The sequence below is a fragment of the Acinetobacter sp. ANC 3813 genome, from assembly GCF_002135435.1.
Taxonomy (GTDB): Bacteria; Pseudomonadota; Gammaproteobacteria; order Pseudomonadales; family Moraxellaceae; genus Acinetobacter.
Genome location: NZ_NEGK01000001.1, coordinates 504,151 through 523,554 on the forward strand (window position 1 = coordinate 504,151; position 19,404 = coordinate 523,554).

At 46.7% G+C, this 19,404-nt stretch carries 15 protein-coding genes; 8 read left to right on the forward strand and 7 right to left on the reverse strand.

Translation table 11 applies throughout. The annotated features are described in order from the left end of the window. Window positions 1–528: 528 nt before the first annotated feature. Entirely contained in the window at window positions 529–1,410 is an 882-nt protein-coding gene (gene omp33-36, locus B9T34_RS02430; RefSeq protein ID WP_086211549.1) for a porin Omp33-36, read from the forward strand. 74 nt (window positions 1,411–1,484) lie between these two features. On the opposite strand, the gene B9T34_RS02435 is transcribed toward omp33-36, so the two are convergent. Continuing rightward, window positions 1,485–2,174, reverse strand: coding sequence for an ion channel (locus tag B9T34_RS02435; RefSeq protein ID WP_086211550.1), 690 nt, complete (start codon window positions 2,172–2,174; stop codon window positions 1,485–1,487). 239 nt (window positions 2,175–2,413) lie between these two features. Here B9T34_RS02435 and B9T34_RS02440 point away from each other — a divergent pair, with 239 nt between their 5' ends. After that, window positions 2,414–2,788 carry a hypothetical protein gene (locus B9T34_RS02440; RefSeq protein WP_086211551.1) on the forward strand — a complete coding sequence of 125 codons (375 nt, stop codon included), beginning with the start codon at window positions 2,414–2,416 and terminating at the stop codon, window positions 2,786–2,788. Window positions 2,789–2,876: 88 nt separating this feature from the next. Here B9T34_RS02440 and B9T34_RS02445 read toward each other — a convergent pair whose 3' ends face one another. Next, on the reverse strand, window positions 2,877–4,592 hold the full coding sequence (locus B9T34_RS02445; RefSeq protein ID WP_086211552.1) for a cation acetate symporter: 1,716 nt from the start codon (window positions 4,590–4,592) through the stop codon (window positions 2,877–2,879). Between the two features lies 1 nt (window position 4,593). Beyond that, window positions 4,594–4,926, reverse strand: a complete 333-nt coding sequence (locus B9T34_RS02450; RefSeq protein ID WP_086211553.1) for a DUF485 domain-containing protein — start codon at window positions 4,924–4,926, stop codon at window positions 4,594–4,596. Window positions 4,927–5,112: 186 nt separating this feature from the next. Here B9T34_RS02450 and B9T34_RS02455 point away from each other — a divergent pair, with 186 nt between their 5' ends. Together B9T34_RS02455 and B9T34_RS02460 are read left to right on the forward strand one after the other, a co-directional pair. Further along, window positions 5,113–8,604: a PAS domain-containing hybrid sensor histidine kinase/response regulator gene (locus B9T34_RS02455; RefSeq protein ID WP_086211554.1), complete on the forward strand. Its 3,492-nt coding sequence runs from the start codon at window positions 5,113–5,115 to the stop codon at window positions 8,602–8,604. 437 nt (window positions 8,605–9,041) lie between these two features. Next, window positions 9,042–9,809: a hypothetical protein gene (locus B9T34_RS02460; protein WP_086211555.1), complete on the forward strand. Its 768-nt coding sequence runs from the start codon at window positions 9,042–9,044 to the stop codon at window positions 9,807–9,809. Between the two features lie 71 nt (window positions 9,810–9,880). Here B9T34_RS02460 and B9T34_RS02465 read toward each other — a convergent pair whose 3' ends face one another. Then, on the reverse strand, window positions 9,881–10,531 hold the full coding sequence (locus tag B9T34_RS02465) for a response regulator (protein WP_086211556.1): 651 nt from the start codon (window positions 10,529–10,531) through the stop codon (window positions 9,881–9,883). A gap of 376 nt (window positions 10,532–10,907) precedes the next feature. Here B9T34_RS02465 and msuE point away from each other — a divergent pair, with 376 nt between their 5' ends. The 3 genes from msuE to B9T34_RS02480 all read left to right on the forward strand — a co-directional run bounded on the left by msuE (window position 10,908) and on the right by B9T34_RS02480 (window position 13,651). After that, entirely contained in the window at window positions 10,908–11,654 is a 747-nt protein-coding gene (msuE, locus tag B9T34_RS02470; RefSeq protein ID WP_086211557.1) for an FMN reductase, read from the forward strand. A 35-nt stretch (window positions 11,655–11,689) separates the two neighbouring features. Beyond that, window positions 11,690–12,793, forward strand: a complete 1,104-nt coding sequence (gene sfnG, locus B9T34_RS02475) for a dimethylsulfone monooxygenase SfnG (protein WP_086211558.1) — start codon at window positions 11,690–11,692, stop codon at window positions 12,791–12,793. 243 nt (window positions 12,794–13,036) lie between these two features. After that, the gene (locus B9T34_RS02480; RefSeq protein WP_086211559.1) at window positions 13,037–13,651 is read left to right on the forward strand and encodes a riboflavin synthase subunit alpha; all 615 of its coding nucleotides are present in this window, start codon (window positions 13,037–13,039) and stop codon (window positions 13,649–13,651) included. Between the two features lie 77 nt (window positions 13,652–13,728). Here the strand turns inward: B9T34_RS02480 and B9T34_RS02485 are convergent, their stop codons facing one another. Next, window positions 13,729–14,907 (reverse strand): acyl-CoA dehydrogenase family protein, encoded by a 1,179-nt coding sequence (locus tag B9T34_RS02485; protein WP_086211560.1) that lies wholly within the window; start codon window positions 14,905–14,907, stop codon window positions 13,729–13,731. 166 nt (window positions 14,908–15,073) lie between these two features. After that, a complete protein-coding gene (acs, locus tag B9T34_RS02490) occupies window positions 15,074–17,029 on the reverse strand; it encodes an acetate--CoA ligase (protein WP_086211561.1) in 1,956 nt (651 codons plus the stop codon). Between the two features lie 519 nt (window positions 17,030–17,548). On the opposite strand from acs, the gene B9T34_RS02495 reads away from it, so the two are divergent. After that, complete coding sequence (locus tag B9T34_RS02495) at window positions 17,549–18,511, forward strand: mechanosensitive ion channel family protein (RefSeq protein ID WP_086211562.1); 963 nt, start codon at window positions 17,549–17,551, stop codon at window positions 18,509–18,511. Here B9T34_RS02495 and B9T34_RS02500 read toward each other — a convergent pair. After that, entirely contained in the window at window positions 18,497–19,207 is a 711-nt protein-coding gene (locus B9T34_RS02500; RefSeq protein WP_086211563.1) for a 16S rRNA (uracil(1498)-N(3))-methyltransferase, read from the reverse strand. The two genes, B9T34_RS02495 and B9T34_RS02500, sit on opposite strands and share 15 nt — an antisense overlap. Window positions 19,208–19,404 lie beyond the last annotated feature (197 nt).

Consider the following 19,404-nt stretch of genomic DNA (forward strand, 5'->3'; position numbering starts at 1 on the left):
ATCAATGACCTGCCTAAGAATGCAGCCTTAATATGCATAACAAAAAGCCTAAATACCTGTAATGCCCATGAATATTTGATTCGGAATAGGCAGTAATGGTCGTGGGATATTTTTTAACAAAAGGTAAACTTTAAAAAATAAAAATGCGTAATTTGAAGACAATTTTAAAGTCTTGGGCACTCAATCTGCTGGCTTTTTAAGCAGGGCCGCCGTGAAGATTATCAAAAGATTCGATAACTAATTCTCATTTATTATAAATTTTAACGATTATTTTTTTAAAATTAATTCAATATATCAATCCACAATTTGGCTAAAATCAGAAAAACTAAAAATAGAATTTACATATTTCACTGTAATGGCAGTGTTTTTAGATCGAATTATGAAAAAATCAGGTATACATTTTTAATACAAAATAGATTTTAGAGCAATTATTCAAATTAAGAATGTTCTTTTAGTTCATTGACTTAATAAATTGTTACAATACAATGCGCAATGTTTAATCCATTTGCAACATTACTGGTAACTCTTATGAAAAAACTCGGTTTAGCCACTGCATTATTATTAGCAATGACCGGTGCTCAAGCGTATCAAGTAGAAGTACAAGGTCAATCTGAGTACATCGATACTACGACTAATGACAAAGACTTCACTGGCGGTGTTCAAGGCACTTACTACTTCAAAAATGTTGACTCTTCTAAAGGTCCATTGGCTGAAGCTGCATTTTTAAACCAAGCATCTAACGTATCTGCTGCGTATAACTACGGCGAATTCGGTACTGACGGTATTGACGTTACTGCTCACAACTTTGGCGCGAAAGGCGAAGTTTTCGTACCGACTAAAGTTGTTCCTGTATATGCAAGCGCGTCTTACAGCCACACAATTTTAGATGCTAAAAACAATGCATCTGCATTCTTAGAAGACAGCGGCGACCGCTATGCTCTAGAAGTTGGTGCGCTTCCTACAGCTAACTTCTTAGTTGCTGTAGGTTACACAAGCGCTGCGAACCAAGCAGCTATTGATGCGTTCAATGTAATGGGTAACGGTGTTGCTAAGTCTGTAGCTGAAGCTGCAACTATTGGCGAAGACCAAGACGCAATCACTGCTCGTACTAAATACGTTGGCGCGATTGACGACACTAACATGGCAATCGGTTTCGAATCTGGCATCATCTATGGCGATGCTACTGCATTCCAATTCAAAACTGATCTTTACCTAAACCCTAAATTAAGCGTTGGTGCATCTTTCGCTCAATCTAGCTTTGAAGGTACTCCAGATACAGCTTGGGGCGCGAACGTAAACTACTTCATCACTCCTGCTGTTGCAGTTGGTGCATCTTACGTAAATGCAAATGCTGAAGGCGACATCAACGACACTCAAACTGTTGGTGTAAACGCTAAATTCCGCTTCTAATTCATTTTAGAAACTGAATACAAAAAGGGCGCTTTCAGCGTCCTTTTTTATGGCCTGAATTTTAGCTGCCTGACCTATTCATCTTTATGCTTATTCGGTAAATGCGCTACATATTGCAGTGCAATTAAGCGTGAAACAATCAACGCCAAAAACATCACCCCGCAAAACATCTGCAGCATCGCCAGCACACGTGCAGGCGCACTGGCAGGCATAAGATCAGAAAGCCCTGTTGCAGACTGCAGGCTGAAACTTAGAAACAGTAAATCCAGCCAAGACTGCATGCCAGGAATATCAGGATTGGCAAAACTGCCGGGATAAATCAGCTGGCAAATGCTGTACAAAAAGGCAAATCCCCAGGCAATCAAGGTAAATACGGCGCCTGCAGCGAACAGCTCATCTTTGGTTAAATAGCGGTCTGCAAACATATAGCGCAGCAAGCCATAAGCCGCGCTAAAGTAAGCCAAGGCTTCAAAGCAATGCGCCGCAATCTGAATCATTGGATGCTTAAAACCCAAAATCATCAAGGTCGAAAAAATCACCGCGCCGCTGACAAAACTGAGGCCTAAAATCGTAAACATTGGCGTCTGGCGGATGACTTTTGCAATCAGCAGCAGCACCAAAACCCCAAGCACCCACAGCAGCGCCCGATAACTCATACTGAAATTCGGCACAGCCGTTAAGATTAAAATCAGCAGCTGAAGCAGCAAAAGCCATGCCGAGGGCAATAAGCGAAAACCCTTCCAAAAATCGATTAGTCCTTGCATGCCCTGATCTCACACTCGTGTAAATATTTTTTATTCTGCAGGCCAATAAAGGGCCTCATCTGAATTTAACTTAGCATGAAGGCGCCGCCCGCCACAAAGTTAATTTTGTCAGAAGCGCATTCTGCCTGTATGCCTTACAAGCAGCAGGAAAAGTTACAGAATTGGATAAAAATAGCGCTGTGCATCCTCTCGAACATGGGCGTACATTAAGAATCATGTCTGCACGTGAGGACATACACATGAATATCCGGCTCTTCCTGCTTGCGCCCATTTGCGCCGTCGTCATCAGCGCCTGCACGCAAAACAGTCCACTATTGAAAGGCCATGAAAACTTCGTAGGCACATGGAAAACCGACCACAGTGAACTGGTGATCAAGCCGTCAGGTGAAGTCAGTTACCAGCACAAAGAACATACTGAAAAACGGCTGGCGGAAGAAACCTTCAGCGGCATTTCCTCTGCATCAGTCCAAGCCAAAATCAGCCATTTTGACAGTCAAAGCTTCCGTATCGGCGAAGGCAATCTGAATAAAGAATTTAAGATTGATCAGGCGCCGCATTTAACGCAAGGAAAATGGCAAATGATCTTAAATGGCGAGCGCTATACACGTCAGTAAAAAGGAGTATTCACTGCTGATGATTTTCTCCGCCTGTCATTTCGGACATAAAAAAAGCCCCTTGCGGGGCTTTTTATTGACGTTCAGATTAGTGATCTGATGCGCCAGAGATGCCGATACCTGTTTGCGAACGAACAAACTGTGCATCAAATGCTTTACGCTCTGCTTGCGCCTGTGCTGAGTTATCAGTCACAGAGAACAGCCAGCAGCAGATGAATGCCAATGGCATCGCAAAAATTGCAGGACCATTGAATGGGTTAACTGCTGTTTCAGCAATACCCAATGTATCTACCCAAACTGCTTTAGATAAGATAATCAGTGTCACCGCTGTAAGTAAACCGACCAGACCGCCGATCACCGCGCCGCGAGTCGTCAAGCCTTTCCAGAACATAGACAATACAAGCACTGGGAAGTTTGCACATGCTGCTACAGAGAATGCCAAGCCAACCATGAACGCAACGTTTTGCTTCTCGAACAAAATACCCAAGATCATTGCAAAGATCGCTAAGCCCAAAGTTGCAATTTTAGACATGCGAAGTTCAGATTCAGGTGTTGTTTGGCCTTTCTTGAATACGTTTGCATACAAGTCATGAGAGATTGCAGAAGCGCCAGACAGTGTCAGACCCGCTACAACTGCAAGAATTGTTGCGAATGCGACTGCTGAAATGAAGCCCATGAACAAGTCACCGCCCAATGCATCAGACAAGTGAACAGCCGCCATGTTGTTACCGCCAACAAGCTCAAGCTTACCTGTTACCGCCATTTTCGCTACGTCAAGGAATTGCGGGTTGTTCGATACATAAAGAATCGCGCCGAAACCGATGATGAACGTTAATAAGTAGAAGTAACCAATGAAACCTGTAGCAACAACCACTGATTTACGCGCTTCTTTGGCATCTTTTACTGTAAAGAAACGCATTAGGATGTGTGGAAGACCTGCTGTACCAAACATTAATGCAAGACCTAGAGAGATCGCATCAATCGGGTTTGCAGCCAGTTTACCTGGACCCATGATGTTGCCAGCTTCAGCCAGAGTCACATCGTGAACTTTAGCAAATACTTCAATTGACTGAGAGAACATCTCAGAGAAGCTGAAACCCACGCCTTTCATAACCATAAATGCCATGAACGTTGCGCCAGACAGCAGCATAACCGCTTTAATGATCTGTACCCAAGTGGTTGCCAGCATGCCGCCGAACATTACGTAAGCCATCATCAGAAGGCCAACAATGACCACAGCAATATTGTAGTTCAAGCCGAATAATAATTTAATCAGCTGGCCTGCGCCGACCATCTGAGCAATCAGATAGAATGCAACAACCACCAATGAACTCATTGCTGCCAAGGTACGCACTGGTTTTTCAGCCAAACGGAATGACACCACGTCAGATAAGTTGAACTTACCTAAGTTACGCAAACGCTCTGCTACTAAGAACAGTACAATTGGCCAGCCCACCATGAAGCCTAATGAATACAGCAGACCGTCAAAGCCCGAGCTGAATACCAATGCCGAAATACCAAGGAACGATGCTGCTGACATATAGTCGCCGGCAATTGCCAAGCCATTTTGGAAACCTGAGATGCCGCCGCCCGCAGTATAGAAATCTGCAGTATTGGTGGTTTGCTTTGCCGCCCATTTGGTGATTAATAGCGTAAAGCCCACAAAAATGGCGAACATGATGATCGCATGCCAGTTCGTCGCTTGCTGCTGCGCTTCACCTAAATCTGGTCCTGCCATTGCCATACTTGACATCAGCAGCGCTGGCGCAGCCAGCGCCTGAGCTTTCAATGAATTCCATTTCATCTTAGTGCAGTCCTTTCTCATGAGTGATCGCTTCAACTTCGCGCATTGCTTCTTCGTTTAATGCATCAAGCGTATTGTTCGCAATATACGAATACACGCCGCACAAAACAAAAGACAGTACAATGATGCTTAGGCCTAACGGCATACCGATGGTGGTTACACCGCCGCTCACTGATGACATTAAAAATTCTTTGTTGTAGCCGACTAACAGCATGAAGCCAACATACACCACCAGCATAATGATGGTTAATGTCCAGCTTAATCTACTTTTGCGGGCAACCATTTCCTTAAATTTTGGATTCTGTAGAATTTGCTCTACTTGTCTATCATCCATTGCCTTACTCCTGTCAGCGCCCAACCATGGACGCAAAATTTTTTAATTCGAATTATTTCGCCCCTAACATTAGCAATCTTGTTAGCCCTTTGTAATTTAGACTTTGGTCGTTAAATTTTGATCAGTTCCCTGCGAAGTTTCACAGATAAGGTATGATAAGCCTAAGATTTCAATATTGCGGGCAAGATGAACAGCTGGCTTATCATGGGGGTACTGGCCCTCTACATTGCACTTCTTTTTATTTGCGCATTCTTTGGTGAAAAACATGCCAGCAGGCTCAGCACCCGCGGGCGCATGCTGCTGTTCAGCCTGACCCTTGGCGTGTACTGTTCATCGTGGACATTTTACGGCGCCACAGGCGCGGCGGTGCGTGAAGGCATCATCTTCCTGCCGATTTATTTGGGGCCATTGCTGTTCGTTGCTTTGGGCTATGATATTTGGCGCCGCTTGGGCCGAGTGCGCCAGCATCACGCCATTTCATCGATTGCCGACTTTGTTGCCGCCCGCTACGGCAAGAGCGGGCCGCTGGCGTCACTGGTGACTATTTTAGCGGTCATCGCCATCATCCCTTACTTGGCGCTGCAGCTGCGCGCTATTGCGCTCAGCGCTGCTGTCATTCTAGATTCTCCAGCAGGCATCAGCAGCACCACCAATGGCGTGCTGTTCCTCACAGGGATTTTAGCTCTTCTGGCCATGATGTTCGGCACTCGGCAAATCGCCAATACTGAACAGCACGGCGGCTTGATGCTGGCAGTCGCTTTTGAGTCCTTTGTCAAACTGTTTGCGCTTTTGGCAGTCGCATTTTTCTTTGTTTTTGAGTCGCCCGAGAACCTGCATCAAATCAACGCTGATATCAGTGCAACTTTTAAAGACATACAGCTGTTTGGCGTCCCGGAAAGCTTCTGGATCCAAACCTTGCTGGCAGCACTGGCGATTATCTGCCTGCCGCGCCAGTTCCACGTTGCAGTGGTCGAACTGCGCGATGAAAAACACATCCGCGGCGCACGGCGATGGTTTGCGGTGTATTTAATTCTCACCATCATCGCAATTATCCCCATCGCCAGCTGGGCCTTGCATGCAGCGCCTGCGTATTTGGCCATTCCTGATGTTGCCGTGCTGTCACTGCCGCTCAGCTATAACCAAGACTGGCTGACACTGCTGGCATTTTTAGGCGGCTTTTCGGCCTCTACAGGCATGCTGCTGGTGTCATCGGTAGCGCTGTCCATCATGCTGAGCAACGACTTGATTATGCCGGCGCTATGGCGCACCAATCTACTATCACGCCATGACAAGCGCCTGCCGCTGGTGCTGAAGTTCACGCGCCGCGTCTGTATTTTGGCCGTCATGCTGCTGGGCTTTTTGTTCTTCCATTTCTTTAACGATATAGACCAGCTGTCGGTCTTTGGCTTATTGGCCTTCAGTGCAGTCGCGCAATTCTCCCCTGCCTTAATTGGCGGCCTGTACTGGCGCGGCGGCAGTAAGCAAGGTGTATATGCCGGTTTGCTGACTGGCTTTGCTCTGTGGGCTTATACTTTGCTATTGCCAACGGTGCTGCGCAGTCTGCCTGCAGAATTTAAAAGCTATACCAAAAGCTTTTTAGAGCAAGGCCCTTTTGGCATGAACTGGCTGCGTCCAGAAGCCTTGCTCGGATTTGAATCCTTTGACCCTTTAACGCATGGCGTTGTTTGGGCGCTTGGCCTGAATATTATTTTATACATTTGGGTATCGCGGATCTTCCGCCCGAGCATTGCAGAACAGATTCAGGCGGAAAGCTTTTTCTATTACGAAACCAAACCGCTGCCATCGCACAATACCTCTAACGATATTAATTATTTGCATCATGATGTTGCACGCTTAAAAGTCGGCGATCTGATTACACTGGCCAAACGCATTACCGGTGAGGGTGCGGCCACCCGTGCCTTCCAGCAGTTCTGTACGCAAAATAATGTCTCGCTGAATGAAAACAGCAGCGCCAACGGCATGTGGTGGCGTTTTACTGAGCAGTATCTGGCCGGAACCATTGGCGCAGCCTCAGCGCGTACCCTGTTGACCACGGCCATGGTCAATAACGGTCTGGCCCTCGGCCAAGTCGCTAACATTCTGGACCAAGCATCGCAATGGCAGCGCTTTAACCAAAACCTGATCATGACCATGATTGACCACATGACCCAAGGCGTCAGCGTGGTGGATGAAAACATGTGTCTAGTCGCATGGAACAATCAATATTTAATATTGTTTGATTATCCAAAAGATATTGTCTATGTCGGCTGTCCTATTGCAGATCTGATCCGCTATAACGCTGAACGCGGCGAATGCGGACCGGGTTCTGTCGAAGAGCATGTGCGTAAACGGATACACTGGATGCAGGTTGGCAGCTCGCACGAATTTGAACGCATCCGTAAAGACGGCCGTGTGATTCAAATGCGCGGCAACCCAATTGAGGGCGGCGGCTTTGTGACGACTTTTGCCGACATTACGGCCTTCCGTGAAAACGAAGCGGTATTGGAAGCCCGTGTGCAAGACCGCACGCAGCAGTTAGCAAATGCCCTGTCTGAGCAGCAGCTGGCGCGTGAAGTGGCCGATAAAGCCAACATGTCAAAAAGCCGATTTATTGCCGCAGCCAGCCATGACCTGCTGCAGCCGATGCACGCAGCGCGTCTGTTCAGCACAGCTTTAGAACAAAGCGTGCAAAGCGATGAAGACCGTAAAACCCTGCAGCAGCTGGACCGCGCGCTGCATGGCGCAGAAAGCATGCTCTCTGCGCTGCTGGACATTGCCCGCTTAGAAGGCGGTACCATTCAGCCGAAGCGCCAGTCTTATCCGCTGCATGATCTGCTCAGTGACTTAGAACTGCAATTTAAATCTATTGCTGCTCAGCGCGGCATTAAATTCAGCGTGCATGATGCGCAGTTCTGGATTGATACCGATCCGCAATGGATTCGCCGTATTATTCAAAACTTTGTCAGCAACGCGCTGCGCTACACTGCCCGCGGCCGTGTGGTGGTCGGCGTACTGCGGGCTGCTGGCAAACCGAACCATATCCGCATTGGGGTCTGGGATACAGGTCCCGGCATTGCAGAAGAACAGCGCATTAAGCTGTTTCAGGAATTCGAGCGCTGCGGCCACACCTCACCGTGGGGCGAACAAGGCCTCGGACTGGGATTGGCCATTGTACAGCGCATGACCAGCCTGCTGGACTACCCTGTGCATGTCCACTCAGAGCTGGGCAAAGGCTCCTGCTTCATGATTGATGTGCCCGTTGTCGAAGCGCCGAAAGTGACTGCTGCGCCAGTTCAGGCTGTGCCGCTGAAAACCAAAGCCTATAAAATTCTGTGCTTGGACAATGATGAAACCATTCTGGAAGGTATGTCTACATTATTGACCAAGTGGGGCTATCAGGTCTTTAAAGCCACTGAACCTGAACAGGCGCTGGAGATACTGCTGCAGGAAAATATTCAGGTATGGCTGGTCGATCAGCACTTGAACAATAACAAAGTCGGTTTGGATTTTATCGTAGACAACCGTCAGGAAAATGTACCTGTGGCGCTGATTACTGCTGATTCAGACCCTGAACTGCCGCAGCGCCTGAAAGAACTCAGCATTGTGCTGCTGAAAAAACCGCTGAAACCCGCATCACTGCGTTCGTGGCTATCTGGTTTAAAAATTTCAGGAAGCTAAAGCTGCAGTTTTTATACAGGTCCATTACTTAAGACCTCATCTGAAGCCCATTTCAATCACGTGAAATGGGCTTTTTTTAGCGCTAAATTCATCTGTGCTTAAGCCAAATAGCATTATTTTTTAATGCATAGGCAAAATGCAGCAAAAAATATGCGATATCCCGCATAAAAGATGACCAAAATGCTCAAATCCCCTTTGCCTATGGCAGAAATCAACCATTACACTGGGTGAACAAATGTATACTTAGTTACAATTTTAAAAGTCTATGTTTTATATAAAATATTAATAGAAACAATATGATTTAATACTTTAGTCGTATTTTTATTCACCCAGTTTAAAGCCTACAAGTAGTTCATGAATTGACCGTTTTCACTCAGCATCTAAAGCCAAGATATGCGTTCTGAAAATCGGTCTAACGCCTTCAACGGAGTTGAATTATGAATATCTATGAAACTGTGCCGCATGGCATTCACCGTACACAGCAATTTCACCGTGAATACGGCGCAAATGCCATGCTTCCTGAAATCTGCTGGGCTGAAGTTTTCAAAAACAGCAAACTGCACGACACACATTTGCAAGCGCTGGATACCTTGTACCAATGTGCTGTGCCCCTTGCGCTGCAGGTCTTTGATGAGCTGCAGTTTGATGTTTTTGCACCTTCGGCTTATGAACCGCAAGGCTTAGGCCTGTTTGACCGCTTGGCGCAGCAAGAAGAAAAGCTGCTGCAGCGCTTAGAAGCTGAGTCAGCAGATTTGAAGGAATCAACCCGTCATCAAATTTGGAGCATGCTGCTGCGCGGCGGCGCGGTGCTGGTATTCAAAGCATGGCTAGCCAAAGTCAAAACTGGACAAAATCAGCTGGATACGTCTCAGTTTGATGAATTGTCTGATTTGCTGTTTATTAAAACCTCACCTTTTGAATTGGCGGAACGCCTCGGTGTCGATGCCAATTCACAGCAGGACCATATTTTCCTTATGCATGGCAACGATGTCTATCTGGACCGCTTCAATAGTCTTGAAACCGCAGCGCTGTTTGTCGATCTGGGCGTATATGACGCCGCTTTCCTCAGCCTGCGCGATGACAGCGTCGCAGCGTACTTAAAGAACAAAGGTTATGTCACAGATGATCAGATTGATGAGCTGCAATGCGCTTTGAATCCGCTGTTCTGCACCGACTTGACCCCTAAACAGAACTATATTGCTTAAAAAGATATGGGGCTGCCGTTCAGTCAAAAAAAAGACCTCATCTGAGGTCTTTTTTTATAGCGTCCTAGCGCTTACATTTTCTTTTCTTCAATGTTCAGCGCATTAATGGCCAATACCGCCTGTGTACGGTTCTGTACACCGAGTTTGCGGAAAATCGCAGTAACGTGGGCTTTAATTGTCGCTTCAGACACATCCAGCTCATACGCGATTTGCTTGTTCAGGAGCCCTTCAGCAACCATCATCAATACACGGAATTGCTGCGGCGTTAAAGACTGAATGCGTTCTGCCAAAGCAGTTTCATCTGCTGCACGCGGATCAAAGCTGACATTGGTCAGCAAATTCGGCGGCAGCCAAATTTCACCTTCCAGCACTTGGCGGATCGCTTCGCCAATATGGCTTGGATGCGCAGACTTTGGAATATAGCCCATCGCGCCATGCGCAATGGCGCGCTGAATAATTGAAGTTTCTTCATGTGCAGAAACGACAATAATCGGTAAAGCGGGATATTGTGCACGAACATGAACTAAAGCTGAAAAGCCTGATGCACCCGGCAAGTTTAAATCCAGAAGGACTAAATCCGGTTCAGGACCATTCTCCAAACGTTCATAAAATTCATTTACTGCCGCCGTCTCATGAATTTGAGCTTGCGGTAAACTGTAGCGCACAGCTTGAATCAAAGCATGGCGGAACAGCGGATGATCATCAACGATTAATATGTTCATAAGCAGCGTGAAAGATCTTGTGCACAGTAAGCCCTATTCTAACCACACATGAGGCGATAAGGATATGCAAGTTATAACTATTTTTTTATCAAAGTGCAGTTTTACTGTACAAATTCTTCGGTTTTATGGCATTTCGTGAAATCTTCAATTCAAATCTTTTTTTCATATAAATTTAATCATTGCAGTGAAAATCCTTATCCAAATTCAATATAAATTGAAAATTCAAGCTCTTATCTTAAGTAAATTAGATAATTATTCACGCAATCACTTATATCTCAAAAACAGATAACTTTTAGACTTTTGCTTATTTTACAGGAATAAGCGCATTCAGCATTAATAAAGGTATTCCGAGCTAACCCACTTTTCAGGTTAAAAAATGTCTACTGTAAATGTTGCAAAAAACCTTCTTCAAAAACCGCTGAATATTGTTGCTGTTTCAGGCGGACTAAACACCCCGTCAAAAACAGAGGCGCTGGTGCAGGCCATTTTGGATGAGTTAGGCGATGCCACGCCGATCAATGTGCACTTTATTAAATTCAGTGAAATCGGCCATCTGCTGGGCGGCGCAATTTACCGCAATCAATTGCCGCAGCGTGTGCAGGACGATTTAGCCGCAGTTGAAGCAGCAGATGCATTGATTGTTGGCACACCCGTTTACCGTGCGTCATTCACCGGCCTATTCAAGCACTTCTTTGACTTTGTAGAACAGACTGCATTGGTGGATGTACCTGTGCTTTTAGCAGCCTCTGGCGGTTCTGAACGCCATGCCTTGGTGCTTGAACACCAATTGCGCCCATTGTTCAGCTTCTTTCAGGCGCAGACTTTACCCATTGGCGTCTATGCCACAGACAAAGACTTCACGCCTGCATACACCATTCACAGCGAATTTCTGCGTGACCGCATTACTTTAGCTGTGGCGCGTGCTTTGCCAGTCTTAGAATGGGCGCCAGCCAAAGGCCATCGTGCAGAAGCGGTAAAAGAAAAATCACAGCAAGCCAATCAAAATTTGGGCATCAACAAGCAAATTGAACAGGAAGACGTGCTTCCCTCTGCAGCTGTGCCTAGCCTAGACGCTGCTGAAGCGCGCCTGCACAGCAAAAAGCCGAAAACACAGGTGGCTTAACCGCCCGCAACTATTCCATCTTGAGGATATGCAAAATGTCAGTACAAGAAAAAAACATTACTTTTGCTTATTGGGTGCCAAACGTCAGCGGCGGTCTGGTGGTCAGCAATATTGAACAGCGCACAGACTGGAGCTATGACTATAACGTCCGTTTAGCGCAAGCTGCGGAAAAAAGCGGTTTTGAATATGCCTTAACGCAAATCCGTTTTACCGCCGGCTACAACGCGGAAAATCAGCATGAATCGGTCAGTTTCAGTCACGGCATTTTAGCCAAAACTGAAAAACTGAAAGTGATTGCAGCCATTTTGCCGGGCCCATGGAAACCTGCACTGGCAGCTAAACAGCTGGCGACCATTGATCATCTGACCAATGGCCGCATTGCGATCAATGTCGTGAGCGGCTGGTTCCGCGGCGAATTTGATGCGATTGGCGAAGAATGGCCTGAGCATGACCAGCGCTATGCGCGTTCGGAAGAATTCATCCGTAGCTTAAAAGGCATTTGGACGCAAAATAATTTCAGTTTTGACGGCAAGTACTATCAGTTCAAGGACTACACCCTGAGTCCTAAACCGCTGCAAAAACCGCATATCGAAATTTTCCAAGGCGGCAGCTCCCGCGCCGCGCGCGATATGGCGTCACGCGTATCAGACTGGTACTTCACTAATGGCAACACGCCTGCTGAACTGAAAAAGCAGATTGATGATATCCGTGAAAAAGCCAAAGCCAACAACCATCAGGTCAAAATTGGTGTAAATGCGTTTGTTATTGCCCGCGATACAGAGGAAGAAGCGCAAGCCGTGCTGCAGGAAATTATTGATAAAGCCAATGTTGAAGCCGTGAATGCCTTTGGCGATGCAACGCGTGAAGCAGGCGCTGCCACCACAGAAGGCGAAGGCAACTGGGCCAAATCAACCTTTGATGATCTGGTGCAGTATAACGACGGCTTCCGTACCAATTTAATCGGCACGCCGCTGCAAATTGCAGAACGGATTGTGGAATTGAAAAGTGTCGGTGTTGATTTGATTCTGTCCGGCTTCCTGCATTTTATTGAAGAAGTCGAATACTTCGGCGAAAAAGTATTGCCATTGGTGCGTGAACTGGAAGCACAGCAACAGCGCGCCCCTGCCAAATCTGCCTAAACACAGCTTTGACAGTCTCCACAGCGCCATAATAACGATTATAAAATTGGCAATTCATTGATTCCCCCAAAGCTCGGTTTGGGGGATTTTTTATGCTGCAGATTTTCTGTAAATTGTCCAAACGCAAGACAAGTACAGTATTGAGTTTTTTTGCAAAATGCGCCATGACCTGCAGGGCATTTCACTTTAGAATGCAGACAGCATTCTTTTTATTATTTGGCATCATCAGAGGGAATTCAGCAGATGTATACCGGCATTGTTCAAGGCTTAGAAAAAATTTTAGCAATCCGCAAAAGTGAAGGCTATATCACGCTGGTCATTTCCAATGATCACAATTTTTTCCATGATGTTTTTATTGGCGCCAGTGTTGCAGTCAACGGAACTTGCCTGACTGCAACACATATTGATCTGTCTGCGAACCAAGTGCATTTTGATGTTTCTGACCTGACCTTAAGCCTAACCACACTGGGCAGCCTAAAAGCAGGCGATGAGGTGAATATTGAACGCTCTGCTAAAGTCGGTGCAGAGAATGGCGGCCACAGCTTATACGGCCACATTGAAGGCACAGCGCAGGTCAGAAATCTCAGCCGCAGCGGCGAGACTCTGCATATTGATCTACACATTCCAAACGGCAACATCAAATACTTCTTCCTTAAAGGCTTTATTGGCCTGAATGGCTGCAGCCTGACGGTGAACCGTGTCGACCGTGAAGCTGAAGAAATTTCAATTGATTTGATTCCGGAAACATTGCGCCTGACCACATGGAAAGATGTCAAAGCAGGCGATGCGGTGAATTATGAAATTGACCAGACTACGCGCACCTTAGTCGATACATTAGAAAATATTCATCGCCGCTAAGAGGCTTGCTGAATTCTTTTTCTTATAATAAAAAAGCCTCCAATCAGAGGCTTTTTTAAGAGCGGCGTCGAGAAAGCTTAAGAATAAAAACTCGGATCTGGCACTTTGCCCGTCAGCACCCATTCGCCAATTTCCTGATATTTATAATCCACAGGATCATGCAGGGTTTGCGTGCGCACATTGCGCCAGAAGCGGTCTAAATTCAGCTTGGCGGTGGTTGCCCGCGCACCCATCACTTGAAAAATATTCTGCGTAATATTCAGCGAAGCATTCGTGGCTGCAATTTTTGCAGTCGCAACCGCAATTGAGACTTCCCCGCGCTGTGCCGCTGTTAATCCTTCACCGACATTCCAAGCTTCCTGCAGCACATCAATCGCCTTTTGCGCCAGCAAGCGTACACCTTCCAGCTGCACATAAAAATCTGCAGCATGCTTTTGCGTAAAAGGATCATTGACTGCATGCTCCGCCAGTGACTTTGACCATGCCTTTTGGGTTTTGACTGTATCAATTGCAGTTTGATAAGCGCCTTCTGCTACACCTAAAAATAGATGTACAAAGATCAGCTGCGCAATCAGCGGGCGCAGGCTGGAATATGGCGTGCTGAGCGGCCCAGGATTCAGCAGCAGTTCATTTTTATGAATCTTCACCTGTTCAAAATGGCTGGTACCGCTGTCGGTTTGACGCTGCCCCATATTGTTCCAATCGCCTAAGAAACTAACGCCTTCACGTGCGGTTGGAATCACCCCAATCAGCAATTTTCCAGCATCGTTAAATCCTGAGCACAGTAAAATATCCGAATCGATAGACCCTGAACTAAAGCTTTTGTCGCCATGAAAAATAAACTCATCTTCAGAAACAGACGTTACTGTTGTACGACGGTCCAACGGGTTTAAGGTATTGCCCCAAAATAAACTGTCTTTTGCCGTCTGCTCAAACCAAGGCGTATACTGCTCAGGCTGCGCAAACAGCTGTACAGTGGCAATCAGTAAATGATGAAAACCATACACATGCGCCAGCGAACTGTCTGCCTGCGCAATCTGCTGGATGGTTTTAAATATAGTATTCCACGATGCGCCTTGACCGCCATACAGCTGCGGTATAGACAGCCCAAGCAAACCGCTGTGGCGGATCAAATCGCGTTCATGCTTGGGATTGCCGCCCTGCTTATCCCGCTCAGCTGCGGTTTGCGCAAAGACAGAGGCCAATTGTTTGGCAATTTCTATGGGGTCTAAATTTAGGGCTGTGGGCGCATTCATATCGAGATCTGATTTTATTCTTACTCTGCAAGCTTAGCAGACCCTTTAGCAGAGATTTATCTCAATGCCTGCTGTGCTTATTCCAAAATTGAAAATGCCGCAGCATATCCACGGCATCCTGAAATGCAATGCGCCAGTTAGACTGACGCATTGCTGCAAAAAACACCTAAGCGCTTTGGCTATTAACCGTTTTCACTTCCGCAATCAATTGATCTACCACCGCTGGATCTGCCAGCGTAGAAGTATCACCTAAGCTATCCAGCTCATTGGCGGCAATTTTGCGCAAAATCCGGCGCATGATTTTCCCTGAACGCGTCTTCGGCAAAGCGGGAGCCCAGTAAATAGCATCTGGTGTCGCCACTGGCCCCAAGACTTTGCGCACCCATCCAACCAGTTCTTTACGCAGCGCTTCAGTTTCTTCAATACCAGCCTGCAGCGTGACATAGGCTGCTACGCCCTGCCCTTTAATGTCATGCGGCATGCCGACTACAGCTGCCTCAGCCACATGCTCATGCGCCACCAGCGCGCTTTCGATTTCCGCTGTGCCCAAGCGGTGGCCGGATACATTCAGCACATCATCTACGCGGCCGGTAATCCAGTAATAGCCGTCCGCATCGCGGCGCACGCCATCCCCAGTAAAATATGTACCTGGATAGGTCGAAAAATAAGCCTCGATAAAACGTTCCGGATCGCCCCAAATGGTGCGCATTTGTCCGGGCCAAGAATCTTTGATAATTAAATTGCCTTCAACTGCGCCTTCCAGCTCTTTGCCGTCTGCATCGACCACCGCAGGCTGCACGCCAAAAAATGGGCGGGTTGCTGAACCCGGTTTCAGGGCAGTCGCGCCAGGCAGGGGCGTAATCATCATGCCGCCTGTTTCTGTCTGCCACCATGTATCCACAATCGGGCAGCGGCTTTCGCCCACGACGGTATAGTACCAATGCCATGCTTCGGGATTAATCGGCTCACCCACAGAACCCAGCAGGCGCAGGCTGCTGCGGTCACTTTCCCGCACAAAAGTATCACCTTCACGCATCATGGCGCGGATCGCCGTTGGCGCGGTATATAAAATCGTGACGTTATGCTTATCGACAATATGTCCTGTGCGCGCCCAGGTCGGATACTGCGGCACGCCTTCAAACATCACCGTGGTGGTGCCGTTGGACAGCGGGCCATACAGCACATAAGAATGTCCAGTAATCCAGCCGACATCAGCTGTACACCAAAACACATCGTCCTGTTTTAAATCAAAAACTTCGCGGAAAGTGCAATTCACATAGGTCAGATAGCCGCCCGTGCTATGCAGCACGCCTTTCGGCTTTCCAGTAGAGCCTGAGGTATACAGAATAAATAAAGGATCTTCCGCATTCATCGGTTCTGGCGGGCAAATGTCATTCACCGACATGATTTCCATGTGATACCACAGGTCACGATCAGGCTTCATTTCGATTGGATTGCCGGTACGGTGCACCACCATCACGCGCTGGACCGATGCAGTGCCCTCAATCTGCAATGCCGCATCTACATTTTCTTTCAGCGGAATCGGCTTGCCGCCGCGCATGCCGCAGTCCGCTGTAATGACTATTTTCGCCTGACTGTCATCAATCCTGCTGGCTAAAGAATCTGGCGAAAAACCGCCAAATACCACGCAATGCACAGCGCCAATACGGGTGCAAGCCAGCATGGCAATCGCGGCTTCCGGCACCATCGGCATATACAGCACTACACGGTCGCCTTTGCCCACGCCATGCTTTTTCAGCACATTGGCAAAACGGCAGGTCTCGTCATGCAGTTCTTCAAAGGAAATAATTTTATGCCGTGAGGGATGGTCCCCTTCCCAAATAATGGCAGGCTTATGCGGATGCTCTTTTAAATGGCGGTCAAGGCAATTGGCGCTGACATTCAGCTGCCCATCGGCAAACCATTCAATTTTAAAATTGTCTTTATCGAAACTGGTATTTTTAACTTGGCTAAACGGCTTGATCCATTCGATTTTTTGAGCCTGCTCAGCCCAAAATACATCGGGCTGCTCAACAGATTGCTTATAGCGCTCTAAATACTCCGATTCGGAAACGCGGGCGGTCTTTTTAAAACTTTCGGGTACAGGATAGATCTCATTCATAATTCTACATCCTTGATTTTCTTCATCTCATCACGAGAGGCATGCCACATTTTTGGTATTATATTTTTTGCATACAGCCAGTATGACGTTTATTTTTTAAGCAGATCAATCATGCTTTGGTCGTATTTTGATCATCCTATTTAAAACATAGGCTTGTGCAAGAATTCAAGCTTTTCCTGTGCCATTTGCGTATCTCTGCATTTATTTTTGTTTTTCTGATTTTAAACAGCACTGCAGCACAGGGAATATCCCGAGCCAGCCTGCCAATAAGAATATTGTATTCTAACTAAGCCGTTCAAATAAAAGATTATTCTTCATATTCAGCAACGCTTTACAGCTCATATGATCAACAGCGTCATGCTACTTTAAACATCCATATGACTCTGCATGCCATATAGATTTTCCCGAACAATTATGCATATTTGCATAAAACATATCATTTCACCGCATTTTGTTTCTTAATTTTCCGCCAAATTTCAGGCAAAATAGCTGAAAATTAATTGAAGATTCGGAGCCCCCGTGGCTGAAAAAGAAAATGCTTTGAGTGATGTTACTCAAGGCACCACCCAGCTTTTGCAGGAAGCGACTGAAAAGACAGCGCAAACTGTAATTGAACACACTGCAAAATATAATGACGCTTACAGCACCATCGACAAATTTATGGATGGCTTTTGGGAACGTCTGCCTTATATTTGCATCGCGCTTATTTTCTTTACCATTTTTTACATGCTATCCAAGCTGTTCAAATTATTTGTACGCAAGGCATTGGCAGAAAAATCGTATACAAAGCAAAATTTGGTTTTAGTCTTAAACCGTGTCGGCAGTTCAGCCATTATCTTCATTGGCTTCTTAATTGCCATGGTGATTGCTATACCGGGCTTCACACCGGGTCAGCTGATGAGCGCCTTGGGGATTGGTTCGGTTGCGATCGGTTTCGCGTTCAAAGACATCTTCCAAAACCTGCTGTCTGGTATATTAATTTTACTGGGCGAACCCTTTAAAATTGGCGATGACATTATTGTATCGGGGATGGAAGGCACGGTTGAAGATATTCAAATCCGCGCAACTTTTTTACGCTCGCCAGATGGCCGCCGCATTGTCATTCCAAATGCGACTGTTTATACCAGCCCAGTCACAGTCAACACAGCTTATCCGCGCCGCCGCTGCGAGTTTATTGTCGGGATTGGCTATGAAGATGATGTGCAAAAAGCCAAAGATATTATTTTCAATATTTTAGACCGCGACCCAACCATTCTCAGCCAGCCGGCTTTCACGGTAAACGTCAGCGCTTTGGCAGATTTTTCTATCAATTTAAATGTACGCTGGTGGGTAAATACCTCAGAAACCACAACCTCTGGCTCAATCAGTGAAGTTCAAGAACGTGTGATTCACGCCTTCAATGAAAATGGCGTTTCTATTCCTTATCCAGTACAGGAAGTGAAGGTGTACCGCGGTGAACAAGATGCTTCAAGCGTGAAATAAACGCCCAAGCACATAAGGAATCACCGTTTCAGTACGGATAATCCGGCTGCCCAAGCTTACTGCCTGGCAGCCGTTTTTTTTCAGCAGTTCAATTTCATAGGGAATAAAACCGCCTTCCGGTCCAATCACAATCGTGCAGCCATGCGCTATGCCAGCGGGCATCTTAAGGTCTTCATATGGATGCGCAACAAAAGCAGGCCGATCTGCTGAAATCAGCGTCGGCAGTATATCTTCAACAAAAGGCTTAAAGCGCTTGTGCAGTTCAATTTGCGGCGCGATGGTATCGCCTGCCTGCTCCAGCCCTAAGTCAATATAATGATTCAGCTGCTGCAAAAACGGCGTTTGCCAATAACTTTTGTCTACGCGGTAACTGTGCAGCAGAATGATTTTTTCCACGCCCAGTGTCACACTGTCCATAATTAAGCGGCGCAGCACTTTTGGCCTTGGCATCGCCACAATTAAAGTTACTGGCAATTTTGCAGGGACTGCCTCTTCGCGCAGCGGCTTCAGCTGGATCTGCTGCCCAGACACACTGAGTACTTCTGTCAAATAGCGTTTGCCTTCACGGACACCGACCTTCAACGTATCTCCAGCCTGTACATCCACATGCGTGCGCAAGTGCTCCAGCTGACGTTTGGCACTGATGTTCCAACGCTCAGATTCGGTTTGACGCGGGTTAAGAAGGACGATATTCATAAATTACCAATAGACTGAATGCTAAAACATTTGCCATCGAGGACGGCGACAGGGATGTCGACGGTACACTGAGGTACAGGATGTACCTTCAGCGTACAGAGGATTTTTGCTACTTTTAATCCTTTAAAAGTAGATAATGCCTAAAAATAGGATGTTCAAATATCACTCTATGATAAGGCCGTGCAGGTGTAAAAGTT

Excerpts from the sequence above, each read along its gene's own strand:
- B9T34_RS02460 (WP_086211555.1), top strand. The coding sequence starts at position 9,042 with ATGAATATCTATGAAACTGTGCCGCATGGCATTCACCGTACACAGCAA.
- B9T34_RS02480 (WP_086211559.1), top strand. The coding sequence starts at position 13,037 with ATGTATACCGGCATTGTTCAAGGCTTAGAAAAAATTTTAGCAATCCGC.
- B9T34_RS02455 (WP_086211554.1), top strand. The coding sequence starts at position 5,113 with ATGAACAGCTGGCTTATCATGGGGGTACTGGCCCTCTACATTGCACTT.
- B9T34_RS02440 (WP_086211551.1), top strand. The coding sequence starts at position 2,414 with ATGAATATCCGGCTCTTCCTGCTTGCGCCCATTTGCGCCGTCGTCATC.
- B9T34_RS02450 (WP_086211553.1), bottom strand. The coding sequence starts at position 4,926 with ATGGATGATAGACAAGTAGAGCAAATTCTACAGAATCCAAAATTTAAG.
- B9T34_RS02445 (WP_086211552.1), bottom strand. The coding sequence starts at position 4,592 with ATGAAATGGAATTCATTGAAAGCTCAGGCGCTGGCTGCGCCAGCGCTG.
- B9T34_RS02435 (WP_086211550.1), bottom strand. The coding sequence starts at position 2,174 with ATGCAAGGACTAATCGATTTTTGGAAGGGTTTTCGCTTATTGCCCTCG.
- B9T34_RS02485 (WP_086211560.1), bottom strand. The coding sequence starts at position 14,907 with ATGAATGCGCCCACAGCCCTAAATTTAGACCCCATAGAAATTGCCAAA.
- msuE (WP_086211557.1), top strand. The coding sequence starts at position 10,908 with ATGTCTACTGTAAATGTTGCAAAAAACCTTCTTCAAAAACCGCTGAAT.
- B9T34_RS02465 (WP_086211556.1), bottom strand. The coding sequence starts at position 10,531 with ATGAACATATTAATCGTTGATGATCATCCGCTGTTCCGCCATGCTTTG.
- omp33-36 (WP_086211549.1), top strand. The coding sequence starts at position 529 with ATGAAAAAACTCGGTTTAGCCACTGCATTATTATTAGCAATGACCGGT.
- sfnG (WP_086211558.1), top strand. The coding sequence starts at position 11,690 with ATGTCAGTACAAGAAAAAAACATTACTTTTGCTTATTGGGTGCCAAAC.
- acs (WP_086211561.1), bottom strand. The coding sequence starts at position 17,029 with ATGAATGAGATCTATCCTGTACCCGAAAGTTTTAAAAAGACCGCCCGC.
- B9T34_RS02500 (WP_086211563.1), bottom strand. The coding sequence starts at position 19,207 with ATGAATATCGTCCTTCTTAACCCGCGTCAAACCGAATCTGAGCGTTGG.